The sequence below is a fragment of the Candidatus Bodocaedibacter vickermanii genome (assembly GCF_014896945.1).
GTDB classification, from domain to species: Bacteria; Pseudomonadota; Alphaproteobacteria; order UBA6184; family UBA6184; genus Bodonicaedibacter; species Bodonicaedibacter vickermanii.
Genome location: NZ_CP054719.1, coordinates 893,219 through 906,603 on the forward strand (window position 1 = coordinate 893,219; position 13,385 = coordinate 906,603).

At 39.5% G+C, this 13,385-nt stretch carries 13 protein-coding genes; 11 read left to right on the plus strand and 2 right to left on the minus strand.

Annotated elements, in window-relative coordinates:
* Positions 1-12 precede the first annotated feature (12 nt).
* The 11 genes from secF to CPBP_RS04180 all read left to right on the plus strand — a co-directional run bounded on the left by secF (position 13) and on the right by CPBP_RS04180 (position 11,522).
* Complete coding sequence (gene secF / locus CPBP_RS04130) at positions 13-945, plus strand: protein translocase subunit SecF (protein ID WP_350331600.1); 933 nt, start codon at positions 13-15, stop codon at positions 943-945.
* A 1-nt stretch (position 946) separates the two neighbouring features.
* Complete coding sequence (locus tag CPBP_RS04135) at positions 947-1,828, plus strand: 50S ribosomal protein L11 methyltransferase (RefSeq protein ID WP_350331601.1); 882 nt, start codon at positions 947-949, stop codon at positions 1,826-1,828.
* Positions 1,829-1,875: 47 nt separating this feature from the next.
* Positions 1,876-2,829: a cell division protein ZapE gene (gene zapE, locus CPBP_RS04140; protein WP_350331602.1), complete on the plus strand. Its 954-nt coding sequence runs from the start codon at positions 1,876-1,878 to the stop codon at positions 2,827-2,829.
* A 74-nt stretch (positions 2,830-2,903) separates the two neighbouring features.
* Positions 2,904-4,505, plus strand: a complete 1,602-nt coding sequence (gene fliF, locus CPBP_RS04145) for a flagellar basal-body MS-ring/collar protein FliF (RefSeq protein ID WP_350331603.1) — start codon at positions 2,904-2,906, stop codon at positions 4,503-4,505.
* A gap of 1 nt (position 4,506) precedes the next feature.
* A complete protein-coding gene (locus CPBP_RS04150) occupies positions 4,507-5,532 on the plus strand; it encodes a flagellar motor switch protein FliG (RefSeq protein WP_350331604.1) in 1,026 nt (341 codons plus the stop codon).
* Between the two features lie 19 nt (positions 5,533-5,551).
* A complete protein-coding gene (locus CPBP_RS04155) occupies positions 5,552-6,160 on the plus strand; it encodes a FliH/SctL family protein (protein WP_350331605.1) in 609 nt (202 codons plus the stop codon).
* Between the two features lie 9 nt (positions 6,161-6,169).
* Positions 6,170-6,487 (plus strand): flagellar motor switch protein FliN, encoded by a 318-nt coding sequence (gene fliN, locus CPBP_RS04160; protein WP_350331606.1) that lies wholly within the window; start codon positions 6,170-6,172, stop codon positions 6,485-6,487.
* Between the two features lie 10 nt (positions 6,488-6,497).
* A complete protein-coding gene (locus tag CPBP_RS04165; RefSeq protein ID WP_350331607.1) occupies positions 6,498-7,826 on the plus strand; it encodes a sigma-54-dependent transcriptional regulator in 1,329 nt (442 codons plus the stop codon).
* Positions 7,827-7,831: 5 nt separating this feature from the next.
* On the plus strand, positions 7,832-9,919 hold the full coding sequence (gene flhA / locus CPBP_RS04170) for a flagellar biosynthesis protein FlhA (protein WP_350331608.1): 2,088 nt from the start codon (positions 7,832-7,834) through the stop codon (positions 9,917-9,919).
* Between the two features lie 15 nt (positions 9,920-9,934).
* A complete protein-coding gene (locus tag CPBP_RS04175; protein ID WP_350331609.1) occupies positions 9,935-10,879 on the plus strand; it encodes a flagellar biosynthesis protein FlhF in 945 nt (314 codons plus the stop codon).
* A 46-nt stretch (positions 10,880-10,925) separates the two neighbouring features.
* The gene (locus tag CPBP_RS04180; RefSeq protein ID WP_350331610.1) at positions 10,926-11,522 is read left to right on the plus strand and encodes a M15 family metallopeptidase; all 597 of its coding nucleotides are present in this window, start codon (positions 10,926-10,928) and stop codon (positions 11,520-11,522) included.
* Here CPBP_RS04180 and tmk read toward each other — a convergent pair.
* On the minus strand, positions 11,519-12,148 hold the full coding sequence (gene tmk / locus CPBP_RS04185) for a dTMP kinase (RefSeq protein WP_350331611.1): 630 nt from the start codon (positions 12,146-12,148) through the stop codon (positions 11,519-11,521). The two genes, CPBP_RS04180 and tmk, sit on opposite strands and share 4 nt — an antisense overlap.
* Before the next feature lie 8 nt (positions 12,149-12,156).
* Positions 12,157-13,314, minus strand: a complete 1,158-nt coding sequence (locus CPBP_RS04190) for a D-alanyl-D-alanine carboxypeptidase family protein (RefSeq protein ID WP_350331612.1) — start codon at positions 13,312-13,314, stop codon at positions 12,157-12,159.
* Between the last annotated feature and the right edge of the window lie 71 nt (positions 13,315-13,385).

Here is a 13,385-nt window from a genome sequence, read left to right on the forward strand (position 1 = left end):
AGGAGTCACACCATGGGTCTTCGATTAGTTCCTGAAAATATTAATATTGATTTTATTGGAAAGCGTTTTGTTTTCTTTGGAATTTCAACACTTGTATTAATTGTCGCGCTGACTGTGGGGCTGGCTCGCGGTATTAACTGGGGTATCGACTTCAAAGGCGGATTCATGATCAACATGAGAATGTCCGAGGGCATGACGATTCACTCATTGCGCGAAAAATTTACAGATCTAAAATTAGGTGATGTCTCGTTTAAAGAGGTTGGAAAAGGCAATGATGTTATGGTGGTTGTTGAAAAACAACCTGGTGATGAAAACGCACAAATGGCTGCGTTAGCTCGTATTAAAGAAACCCTGGGTGCGGGCGTTGAATACCGCAGCATTGATACAGTGGGGCCAAAAGCCAGCGAAGAACTTCTTGGTAATGGCGTTATTGCTGTTGCTTTGTGTTTACTTGCTATGCTTGCATACGTTGCCGTTCGATTTCAATGGCGATTTGGGGTGTGCGCTATATTCTCACTTGTCCACGATGCGTTTTACGTTGTGGCCTTTTATGTGTTTACAAACTTAGAATTTAACATGCCGGCTATCTTGGCCATTTTGATTACCATTGGTTATTCTATTAACGATACAGTCGTGATTTATGACCGCATTCGTGAAAATTTGGCCAAGTTTAAAAAGATGGAAATACCAGAACTTATTAATCGCAGCATGAACGAAACGTTATCTAGAACAACAATTACATCTGGAACAACCGTTCTGTCTATTTTGTTCTTGTACTTATTTGGTGGCGAGGTGATCGCAACGTACACGCTGCCAATTATGATTGGAATTATTGTGGGTACATTTTCATCAATTTGTTTGTCCGGTCCTTTATTGGTATACTTTGATATTAGAGCATTACCTCAAGACGTAGATGGCTTTAAACCAAGTGTTAATGAAAACTAACATGGACTTTATTTTAAAATTTAACGCCAAGGTTGGCTCTGAATCAGATGCTATATTTGTTACAGATATTCTGTCCCAAATAACTTTAGCTAATTCCTGGTGGGAAGATAAAACATCTCGCACTTGGATCATTGAGATTTTGTTTGAGCGCGAAAACTTGATTCAAGTCTCTGAATTTATTAGCAAATTATACGAGGCTTTTAAAATTGTAATAACAGATCCCGAAATTTCTGATCTGGAACAACGCGACTGGCTGCGTGAAAATCAAGAATCATTTCCACCTTTAGAAATTGGTCAATTCTATATTTATGGGTCGCATATCAAAGATCCAACCCCCGGTCAATTGTTGCCTTTAATTATAGATGCAGCAACAGCGTTTGGATCTGGAAATCATGGATCTACACGGGGCTGTTTATTAGCGTTATCACAGCTAAAATCCACAGATTATACGCCTAGTTCAATTCTAGATATGGGCTGTGGGTCTGGAGTTTTAGCAATGGCTGCTGCAAAGCTATGGTCAAAATCTGAAATTACCGCATCTGACATTGACCCAGAATGTGTGCGCGTAACTGTTGAAAACTGCGCACTTAATGACGTTGCCCATATCGATGTTTTAAGCGGCAATGGATTTCAAAATGAAATCATTTTATCCCGCCAACCCTTTAATTTAATTATCGCAAACATTCTGGCAACTGTTCTGTGCGACATTGTTGCCGATGTTAAAAATGCATTATCTAAAGATGGCACCGTTATTTTGTCTGGAATTTTGGACATTCAAAAAAACATGGTAGCCGAAACTTATGCTAAACACGGGCTTATATTAAGCGATGCCATACCTGTTGATGAATGGGTTACGTTGATAATGAAAAGTAACGATTTGTAAATAATTTATTGATAGCCTTAGAAAATAAGGTGTTTTATAGTATCAATATGTTTGGTCCAGTCAGCTCAGTTTATTACAACCGAATTAACCAGGGAGACTTGCAAGAAGACTCTGCTCAACGTCTTCTTATAAGCAAATTGGATCATTTGCACGAACAGTTTCACAAGCCTTTTTGGCATCAATATTTTCACTCTGAAAAAAAAGGGCTTTATATTGTAGGCGATGTTGGTCGTGGAAAAACATACTTGATGGATTTGTTCTACGACAGAACCACCATTTCAAAACAGCGCCTTCACTATCATATCTTTATTAAAACGATTCACGAAAGCTTACTTAAATATAAAAAAAAGCCCTGGGAGTCATTGGCTAAAGAATTTTATAAAAAAGGGGCAATGTTGTGTCTGGATGAATTTCAGCTTAATGACATGGGCGATCTAATGATTCTATTTCAATTCTTTAAGCATTTTTTTCAACAGGGCGGAATTTTGATAACAACGTCCAATCGCCAGCCTGATGAATTTCATCTGCCCAATGATTTACGTTGCCGTCAGTTTCAAAAATTCTTATTACAACATTTAGAGGTTTTTTCTTTAGAAAAAGGTCCCGACTATCGTCTAAAAGGCAAAGAAACCTGCCGCAGAGTCTTTGTGGACAAACAAGTAACTTCTGTAGCGAACTTTTTCCAGCGCAGCGTACAAAAAAGTTTGAAAGAATGTACGTATAGCTTTCATACATTATGTGAGTCCCCGGTGGGTGTTGCATATTACGATTCAATATTAAAAAAATGTGAATCAATAATTATTACTGATTTAAAGCAAATGAACGATGATGATGAAAACAGTCTTACCCGTTTTATGCAATTGATTGATTTATTATATGAAACCAAAATCAGCCTTTTTATGTACTCTGACGTTGGTTTAAAAGATATTTATATTGGGAACAAATATAAACAACCCTTTCAACGAACTCTATCCAGACTATTCGAAATAACATCTCGGTAATTTTTTCCGTTATTAACTCTTTGTTTAATCATTATGGGTAAACTTTACCTAGTATAAGGTGTTTAGGTGTTTAATTGGATACTGTTTTAGAAGCAATACGACGAATGGGAAAAACCCGAGTGTTGTTGACCGCAATGTTTAGCGTCATACTCCTTGTCATGCTTATGTTTCTTTTTTCAAAACTGTCCACATCTTCTATGGTTCCACTGTATAATAATATTGATCCAAAAACTGCAGGGGAAATTATTACAAAGCTTGAGGGGCAAGGAACGTCTTATGAATTAAGGGGAGATGGAAGTCAAATCCTAGTTTCGGCCACAGAAGCACCCCGATTACGCATGCTATTTGCTCAAGAAGGTCTGCCTGGAAGTGACGGCGTGGGGTATGAAATCTTCGACAAAGGGGATTCTCTTAGCACAACAGCGTTCACTCAAGATATAAATTATATTCGCGCACTAGAAGGTGAGCTTGGAAAATCCATAGCATCATTAAACTCTGTCGCTGCGGTCAGAGTCCATTTAGTTATACCAAAACGTGAGCCCTTTCAACGTGAACAAAAAGTTCCAACTGCGTCTGTTGTTATTAAAATAAAAGGATCGAATACTCTATCCCCACAAAACATTCAAGCGATCCAACACCTAGTCGCTGCCGCGGTTCCAGGGTTGGATGCATCAAGAGTTGCAATTATTGATAACAATGGAAGGCTGTTGGCTAAAAGCACTGACGGTGCAGACTCGCAAGAAGTAAACAACGGCATTAACAATCACCGCGTTTTATTGGAAGAAAAACTGTCCCACACGATTGAGTCTTTAGTCGAAAGAACAGTTGGTTATGGTAAAGTGCGCGCCCAAGTTGCTGTTGACTTAGATTTAAATCGAATCACTGAAAGTTCAGAACTATATGACCCGGCAACTCAAGTAGTTCGATCATCTCAGGTTGTTAGCGATATTAGCCAAGAAGCTCAAACAGAGAATCAGCCTATTACACTTAAAAATGCAGTCCCAAGCCCTCAAGGTGCCGCAAAAGGTGCGCCAGCACCCGTGGCTCAAAACAAATCCACACGAAATCAAGAAATCATTAACTATGAGATTTCAAAAACAGTTCGTCAATATGTAAAAGAAAGTGGCGATATTAAACGCTTAAGTATTGCTGTAATGGTCGATGGTATTCGCACCCAAGAGGGCAAAGAAGAAAAATACCAACCCAGATCGGCAGAAGAACTGGAAACCATCAAAACAGTTGTAAAATCCGCCATCGGTTTTCAAGCTACACGTGGTGATGAAATACAAGTGGTACATATGCCGTTTGCCATGGAAACACCCGAGGCAGCCTCTGCCTATGATTGGCTGTTTGGCTTTACAAAAAACGATTTCTTTAGATTGTTAGAAATCCTGGCCTTTTTGAGTGTTGGTTTGTTTTTAACATTCAGTATCATTAAGCCTTTCTTTAAAAATCTTATGTTAGTGATGCAGTCTATAAAACCTTCATTACGACAGAAAGAGATAGAGGCTGACATTTTAGCAGCTGATCAAAAACGAAAACCCCCAGAAGCAATTCAATTAAAAAACGTTTCGGGATTAGTCCAATCAGACACCGTTAATACCATTCACTCTTTACTTGAAGACTATCCAAAACAAGCGGCAAAAGTAGTAAATTCTTGGTTGAACGAGGGATAAAATGGCACAAGAAAACATACCTCAAGTTTTAAAGGGACCTCAAAAAGCAGCAGCATTTATGCTTTCTTTAGAGGAAGACAAAGTTGCAAAGATTATTTCTTTTTTAGACCCCGAAGAATTACAAACACTTTCTAGAGAAATGGCAAATTTAGGTGTAATTGAAGCCAAAACTATTGAATACATTTATGTGGACTTTCAAAAAAATGTGTCCTCTGGAACTGGATCAGTTGTAGGTAGCGTTGAAAAAACAGAAAAATTATTATCACAAATACTTCCCCCAGACAAAGTAGCAACCCTTATGGCAGATATCGTTGGACCTATTGGTAAAAACTTATGGGAAAAATTGGAATCGGTAGATAATGATTTCCTGGTTACTTTTTTGCAAACAGAACATCCTCAAACCATTGCTGTAATTTTAACAAAGATTAGTCCGGGGAAAGCGGCCGCTATTTTTAAGCTTCTTCCAAAGTCTTTATCACAAGACGTGATGATTCGCGTATTAAAATTGGACATGGTCTCAAAAGAAGTGCTAAACGATTTAGAAAAAACATTACGTTCTCAATTTATGAATAACGTTTCCAAAACCAATAAACGAGATGCGCACCAAGTTGTTGCAGATATTTTTAACTTGTTTGATCGCGATTCTGAGGAAAAATTTAGAACTTTTTTGGAGCAATCGCTTCCCGAAGATGCTGAACGTGTTAAAGAATTAATGTTCACCTTTGAAGATATGGTGCGCATTGATGACAAGGGTATTCAGGAAGTTATTCGCGTAGTCGACAAAACAAAACTGGCCCTTGCTTTAAAAGGAGCGTCGGGCGCCATCAAAACGTTATTCTTCAAAAACATGTCCGAACGTGCAGGAAACCTTTTAAAAGAAGAAATAGAATCATTAGGTCGTATACGATTAAAAGAGGTCGATGATGCCCAAAGCATGGTAATTTCTCAAGTAAAAGAATTAATCGAAAAGGAAATTATTACTGCGCGCATTGTCTCTGATCAAGAAGATGAAAAATACGTAGACTAGGAGACTATGAGTGAGCAACATGACGCAGTTAAAAAATATTTATGATAGCAACTTAAGAAACGGCAAAACGTATATGCTGACAGAGGAGCAATTCAATAAAGCAAAAGAAGAGGCCACCGCCACTGGATTTCAAACGGGAAGAAACGATGCTATTCTTGAAGCCACACATCGTCAAGAAACACTACAACGAGAACTATTATATAACCTACAACTTTCAGTAGAAAAATCCATAGAAGAACAAAATGCATTGCATGCCAAAATATGTAATTTAATTTTAAGTTTAACCCTTGCTCTGTTCAGGAAAACGTTTCCTGCTTATTCAGTTCAAGCTGGAGAAAAAGAAATTACGACCTTTATACACTCTCAAATTGCACAACTAAAAGATTTACCAGAGCTTCTTATTACAGTTCATCCTGATAGGTTAGACGGGATAAAGAATGCGTGCAGCCAAATAATATCTAAGCTTTCGTTAAAGCTTCAAATTTCTGTTAAGCCCTCAGAAGATTTTGAGCTTACAGACTGTTTGATTAGCTGGGAAAGTGGGTATATAGAAAAGCGACTTAACAATATTATTAATGATCTCTCCGCGCTTTTATTTGAAGTAAACAATGAATCAACGCCCGAATAGGAAATAAAAATGGAAGAAAAAAACACCCCTATAGAAACAACAAACTCTACCACAAACACCTCGACAAAGAACGAACTTGAATCTGGTCGCCCCATAGAAGCGGTTTATGATGTTCCAGTGGTTGTTTCAGCTGTTTTAGGATCTGCAAAAATGCCGGTTAGCGATTTACTAAAATTAACACGAGGCTCAATTGTCGAATTAGAACGTCGTATCGGAGATCCCGTTGATATTTACGTAAACAATCGGTTGATTGCAAAAGGTGAGGTTGTCTCGGTTGATGATAAGCTTGCCATCACGATGACAGAAGTAATTAAAATTTTAAAGTAGGGTATAAAAAATGCGCTTATTAATTATCGGAAAAATGAGTAGCGATTTAGTTGAAGCCAGCAAAATAGCTATGAACAAAGGTGCAAAAGTTGGGCATGCCGACAGTATAGAATCTGCTTTGATTGCATTGCGCGCAGGAAAAGGGGCTGATCTGATTATGATGGACGTAAACATGCCCATCGATAAAATGATTCAAGCATTAAAAGCGGAGCGTTTTAACGTACCCCTTGTTGGCTGTGGTGTGGGTGAAAATAACCAAGAAAAAGCAGCACAAGCTATTCGTCATGGTGCAAATGAATATATCCCGCTGCCACCCGATGCAGAATTAATCGCCGCCGTTTTAGAGGCTGTCTGTGATGATAATCAAGCGTTAATGTATAAAGACCCCGCGATGGAAGATGTCATCCGCATGGCTCAGCAAGTTTCCACCAGCGATGCCAGCGTGTTAATTACAGGCGAATCCGGAACAGGTAAAGAAGTTATTTCTAGACTAGTTCATAAATCTAGCAATCGATCTAAAGAAAATTTTATCAGCGTAAATTGCGCGGCTATTCCAGAGAACTTATTGGAATCCGAACTTTTTGGTCATGAAAAAGGAGCGTTTACAGGCGCCGTAGCAAAGCGTATTGGTAAATTTGAAGAAGCCAACAACGGCACTTTATTGCTTGATGAAATCAGCGAAATGCACCTACATTTACAAGCTAAATTATTGCGCGCTATTCAAGAACGGGTTATTGATCCTGTTGGCGCGTCCAGACCTGTGAAAGTAAATATTCGCATTCTTGCAACCAGCAACCGAGATTTGTGGCAATATGTAAAAGAAGGAAAGTTTCGCGAAGATTTATATTTCCGCCTTAATGTCATTAACATCGAAATGCCCCCTTTGCGAAATCGACCCCTAGATGTTGCGTTTTTGGCTGCTCACTTTATTGAAAAGTATGCAAAGGTCAACGGTGTACCTGTCCGCCCTCTTTCTGAAGAGGCGTTAAAACAAATGCAGATGCACAGCTGGCCAGGAAACGTTAGGGAACTTGAAAACACGATGCATCGCGCCGTATTAATGGCGACTGGTTTGGAAATCACTCCAAGTGTGATTTTTCCTAAAGGGATAAAGTCTTTACACCCACAAAATGCCAGCGACTCACCCATTCGAGTACAATCTTCAACATTGGTTGGTCAAACAGTTGCAGAGGTAGAAAAAACCCTGATTATGGGAACCCTGGATCACTGTTTAGGAAACCGCACCCATGCTGCTAATATTTTAGGCATATCACTTAGAACATTAAGAAACAAACTTAACCTATACAAAACTGAACACAACATTCACATTGGAGATTAAGTTTTATGGAAAGGTTGTTTGCGGCATTAAACCCATCAATACTCGTTCGTCGAGGGGATATTATCTTTACGTTTGCACTAATCGCTGTGTTAGTAATTTTAATACTGCCCATGCCAACGTGGCTGCTGGATATTGCCCTTGCTTTATCTATAACCCTTTCAATCATTATTCTGGTAACGGCTTTATTTATTGAACAGCCTCTGGAGTTTAACTCATTTCCAATGGTATTATTGGTCGCAACTATTTTTCGACTGTCTTTAAATGTTGCGTCTACCCGGCTAATTCTATCCAATGGTCATGAGGGACCTGCAGCTGCGGGTCATATTATTTATGCCTTTGGACGCTTTATTATGGGAGGAAACTTTGTAATTGGTCTTATCATTTTTTCCATTCTGTTGATCATTAACTTTATGGTTATCACGAAAGGTTCTGGTCGTATCGCAGAAGTATCCGCTCGTTTTAGTTTAGATGCGCTACCTGGAAAACAAATGGCTATCGATGCAGATCTTGCGGCAGGAGCCCTTACAGATCAACAAGCAAAAGTGCGTCGAAAAATGGTTGAAGACGAATCTAATTTCTATGGAGCCATGGATGGTGCGGCAAAATTCGTACGCGGAGATGCTGTTGCTGGGTTACTGATCACATTTATCAACATCATTGGGGGCATCTTAATCGGTGTTCTTCAACAAGGGATTAGCCTATCCGACGCCGCGGCATCTTATACCTTCTTAACTGTCGGAGACGGTCTGGTATCTCAAATTCCAGGTCTAATTGTTTCTGTTGCGGCCGGTATGATTGTTTCAAAAGGCAGCACTCAAGGGTCTGCGGATAAAGCACTTTTTCAACAATTAAGTGCTCACCCAACCGCTTTAGGAATTTGCAGCTTTTTATTATTCGTCTTTGCTTTAATCCCCGGAATTCCATTCTTTCCATTTGCGATCATTGCAACGGCTGTCAGCGGCTTAGCCTGGTTTTCCTATGAAAAAATACAAGCTCAAAAAGATACGGCAACAGCACCTTCAAAGAAAGCAGATTCAGCAACATCGACTGCCTCTCAACTTCCTGGAAAAGAGTCTATTTCTGGCATAGACATGGTGCGCATTGAATTAAGTTATAACTTACTGCCTTTATTAAATCGCAATGATGGCGTGAAAATTACAGATCAAATAAAAAATATTCGCGAACAACTGGGTATTGAATTAGGATTTGTTCTGCCCGCGGTTCGTATGCAAGACAATATGGATCTTGAAGATAATCATTATTCAATTAAGATTAAAGAAATTGAAGCAGGCTCAGGAAAAGTGTGTCCTGATAAATATTTAGCAATGAGCCCCAATGGCGAAGATATTCCATTCCCAGGAGAAGTCACAACAGAGCCCGCCTTTGGATTGCCAGCAAAATGGATTGCGGGCTCGCAAAAAGACGCCGCTGAACACAAAGGTTTTACCGTTGTTGATCCTGCAACCGTCATTACAACACACATGATTGAATTGGTTAAAGAAAACATTTCAGAGCTCATAACATTTGCAGATGTTCAAAAACTGATTGATGGATTGAACGAAAGCCATCGCAAGCTTGTAAATGATATGGTACCATCTCAAGTGTCAATGGGAACCATACAGCGTATTTTGCAAAATTTATTAGATGAAAAAATATCAATTCGCGATTTGCCCACTATTTTAGAGGCCGTTTCTGAATCAGGATTGGGGGCTAAAAGTATTACCGCATTAACTGAATTCGTAAGATCAAGGTTAGGTCGACAGATTACTCATTCGTTTGCACAAAACAATGTATTAAATGTGGTAATGTTATCGTCTGAGTGGGAAAGCGAGTTTGCATCCAGCATTGTGGGGGATTATAATTCAGCACGAGAGCTGGCGATGGCTCCATCGCAATTACAAAAATTTATAAAAAAATCAAATGATTTGCTTAATCGATCAGACGTCGCAATCCACCACCCTGTAATTGTAACATCTTCAAATATTCGCCCCTTTGTGCAGACTGTAATTGATAAACTGGGTCCCCGAACCCCTGTCTTATCTCAAAATGAAATTCATCATAAGGTTTCCATAGAAACTCTTGGAGAAATTTAAAAAGGTATCGGCACTATGAAGCTACATAAATTTACAGCGACAACATTTACACAGGCCATGAACCGGGTTCGAAAAGAGTTGGGGGAAGATGCTATCATCGTATCCAGTATTGAAGAGCGTGGATTGTTTCACATTACTGCCGCCATTGAATCTGATTTTGATACGGGTCGAAAATCATTCGATCGGATATATGAGTCATTAGACGAGCACGGTCTTGGTGAGTTAACAAAAAAACAAATTAAAGATTTAATTCGCAGCCTGGAACATAAAATTCCAGAACCTTCTGAATGTTTGGCCGCCTCATTAGATCAAATTCTTCATTTTAATCCGTTTGATTTAGAAAACCTTAAAGATGGCGCGGGCGTCTCAAAGTCGTGTCCAATAGCTTTAATTGGTCCACCTGGCGCTGGGAAAACCGCCTGTATTGCAAAATTAGCAATTGAGGCAACGGTGCTGGATTTAAACCCCATTGTCATCACCTTGGATGCTGAAAAAGCCGGAGCTATTGCTCAATTAACGTCCTTTACAAATGCCCTAGCCATACCTTTTGAAAAAGCTGATACAAAAGAAGAATTGTCCGAACATATAACAACCCACAATGGTCTGGTGTTGCTTGACACAACGGGGCTAAATCCATATGACGACAACCAAATTGCGTTTGCAAAAGAAATGCTATCTCACGCTGCGGCCATTATCGTTCTGGTAATGCCTGCTGGTCTTGATATGCAAGAAGCCCAAGACATGATTAAAGTATTCAAAACATTAAACCCTTCATATCTAATCGTTACAAAGATTGATATGTGTCGCAGGTTTGGGAATGTCATGGGGCTTTCGATATACTCTGGACTGCCTCTTTCATATTTTGGTCACAGCCCACATATTTCTTCTCCTCTTATTCCGTTTACCCCTATAGAATTGGCTCAAATGATTCAATTTAAGAACTCTTTTCTTGTAAAGTAACTGATATTATTTTATCTTTCGTTAGGCAATAATCAGGAAAACAAACATGATTCCTATTGGCTTTTGTTCTTTAGAAAACATTCCGTTCGACATTCGTTATGCAACACACAATAATTTTATGGGTCGCCCTATTGCAGGATACACGACAAATAAATGTATCGTATCAAATGCGGTTAGGGATGCACTTATTCTCGCCCAAGAAAAAGCCACGAAAGCAGGTTATTCACTGATTGTTTTTGAAGCGTATCGCCCACTAAAGGCCGTGGAAGATATTGTACAATGGTCTCTTAATACAGACATTCAAAACAAAGAGCGGTTTTATCCCGACATTGATAAAGACACTTTGTTCGATCTGGGATATATTGCCCTTAGATCAACACACACCAGAGGTGCTGCCGTTGATGTAACCCTTATAAACCCAACCACGAAAGAAGAACTTGATATGGGCACAGAGTTTGATTTTTTTGGGTCTGCATCACATACGATATCAGAAGACATTTCTGCATCTGCCAAAACTAACAGACATCTACTTTTATCCATTATGGAATCATCCGGATTTGTAAATTATGATAAAGAGTGGTGGCACTTTACGTTGAAAGACGAACCATTTCCAAATACTTATTTTGATTTTGATATTGCTTAGCTATGCTGCTGCAACAAACTATTTAAATAAGCTATTGCAGCATTAGCAAGATCAGCCTCAGACAGAGTGCTGTCTAATACACGATACCGTGTCGGATGCTGTTGCGCCAACGCTAGAAATGCGCTTCGCACAGTTTCATGAAATTCATGTCCTTTTTGCTCAAATCGTGTTTCGTCGCTATTATTCTGGCGTCTGGTCGCGCGATATAACCCGATGTCTACAGGAACATCTAACAAGAAAGTTAAGTCGGGAAAAATATTATCGCACACATCATGGTGTAAGTTTTTTAAGAAATCTAAATCAACGCCCTGCACATATCCTTGATAAACAAATGTTGAATCAACAAAGCGATCACATATCACCCACGCACCATTTTCCAAAGCAGGCAGAATGCTATGTTTTAGGTGGTGTCGTCTTGCCGCATTGAACAGCAATGCCTCTGTAATGGAATCAAATCGATCCTTATCGCCAGAGACGACTAACGAACGAATGGCTTCTGCCTCTTTTGTGCCACCCGGTTCACGGGTTAAGATTACCGGGATATTTTTAGTCCGCAGGAAAGTGACCAACGTTTGTGCAAGAGTGCTTTTCCCGGCACCTTCTCCACCTTCCAGGGTAATAAACACACCCTTGCTCATTGTGCGTTTTTACCAAATAACAAGTACTGAACGATGATTGGGAGACGCCTTAAAAACCCAGCTTTAGCCACCGTCGTTTGTGCATAAACAGGATAAATCATTTTAGTCTTTTGATCAGGCAATGTTAATACCAGCTCTCCCACTTTGTCTCCACTCGCAACTGGGGGCTCAAGCGGACCCTGAAACACTAATTCTGAGGTAACACCTTGGCTGCCCCCTTTTGGAAGAGTAAGTATCACATCGCTCTTAAGCCCAACGGGTACTTGTGGATGGTCTGCCATCCATGTATCAAGCCTTGCGATTATTTGATCTTTTTGTAATACGGTTACTTGATGAAATGATCCATATGCCCATCGCAATAATGTCTCGCTGACGCGATTGCGCTCCACCATGGTTTTACACCCATTAAGGATAGAAAAAATTCGCTGACCATTCACGAATGCCGATGTAATTACACCATATCCACCACCCTGGGTGTGTCCTGTTTTTAGACCATCAGCACCTTCAAATGTTTTATATAAGCGATTCAAATTTTTGTGAGTCCCTTTTCCATAGGTGAATTCTTGTTGCGCAAAAAAACGCTTATACTGCGAAAAATCAGCATATAAACGTTTTGCAATTTTATACAAATCACGGCATGTTGAATAATGATTTTCGTCTGGCAATCCTGATGTATTTACAAAGTGAGAATCCTTACATCCGAACTCTGCAAGTTTTTGGTTCATTCTTACTGCAAAGGCTTCTTCGCTACCTGAAATATTTTCGGCAGCACACACGCACGCATCGTTTCCAGAAGCTACAAAGATTCCTTGAATTAAATCTTCTACGCTAACTGTCTTACCCTCGGGTAAGTACATTTTTGTTCCCGCTGTTTTTGACGCCTTACGACTGATCTCAAACTGTGTATTCAATGAGATCTTGCCCGCTGTGATTTCTTCAAAGATAATATATGCTGTTAGAACTTTTGTCATTGACGATGGATACATGCGCAAGTCTGCATTATGTTCAAACAGGATCGTATCTGTGTCGCCATCAATCACAAAGAATTGGCGACCCTCTGTGTCCACAGCCGGCGTTAGTTTTGCAGAAACGGAAAACGTTAATATCTGAAAAAACATTAATATGTGCAGGAACGATAAAAATCTTAATAACATGAAACTTCTGTAAATTTAATTGCTTAACCCGCATGATAATAGATTTGCAAGTTAATCGCAACCAAAGAGGG

Excerpts from the sequence above, each read along its gene's own strand:
- CPBP_RS04165 (WP_350331607.1), top strand. The coding sequence starts at position 6,498 with ATGCGCTTATTAATTATCGGAAAAATGAGTAGCGATTTAGTTGAAGCC.
- flhA (WP_350331608.1), top strand. The coding sequence starts at position 7,832 with ATGGAAAGGTTGTTTGCGGCATTAAACCCATCAATACTCGTTCGTCGA.
- CPBP_RS04180 (WP_350331610.1), top strand. The coding sequence starts at position 10,926 with ATGATTCCTATTGGCTTTTGTTCTTTAGAAAACATTCCGTTCGACATT.
- CPBP_RS04135 (WP_350331601.1), top strand. The coding sequence starts at position 947 with ATGGACTTTATTTTAAAATTTAACGCCAAGGTTGGCTCTGAATCAGAT.
- secF (WP_350331600.1), top strand. The coding sequence starts at position 13 with ATGGGTCTTCGATTAGTTCCTGAAAATATTAATATTGATTTTATTGGA.
- CPBP_RS04190 (WP_350331612.1), bottom strand. The coding sequence starts at position 13,314 with ATGTTATTAAGATTTTTATCGTTCCTGCACATATTAATGTTTTTTCAG.
- CPBP_RS04175 (WP_350331609.1), top strand. The coding sequence starts at position 9,935 with ATGAAGCTACATAAATTTACAGCGACAACATTTACACAGGCCATGAAC.
- CPBP_RS04155 (WP_350331605.1), top strand. The coding sequence starts at position 5,552 with ATGACGCAGTTAAAAAATATTTATGATAGCAACTTAAGAAACGGCAAA.
- CPBP_RS04150 (WP_350331604.1), top strand. The coding sequence starts at position 4,507 with ATGGCACAAGAAAACATACCTCAAGTTTTAAAGGGACCTCAAAAAGCA.
- zapE (WP_350331602.1), top strand. The coding sequence starts at position 1,876 with ATGTTTGGTCCAGTCAGCTCAGTTTATTACAACCGAATTAACCAGGGA.
- fliN (WP_350331606.1), top strand. The coding sequence starts at position 6,170 with ATGGAAGAAAAAAACACCCCTATAGAAACAACAAACTCTACCACAAAC.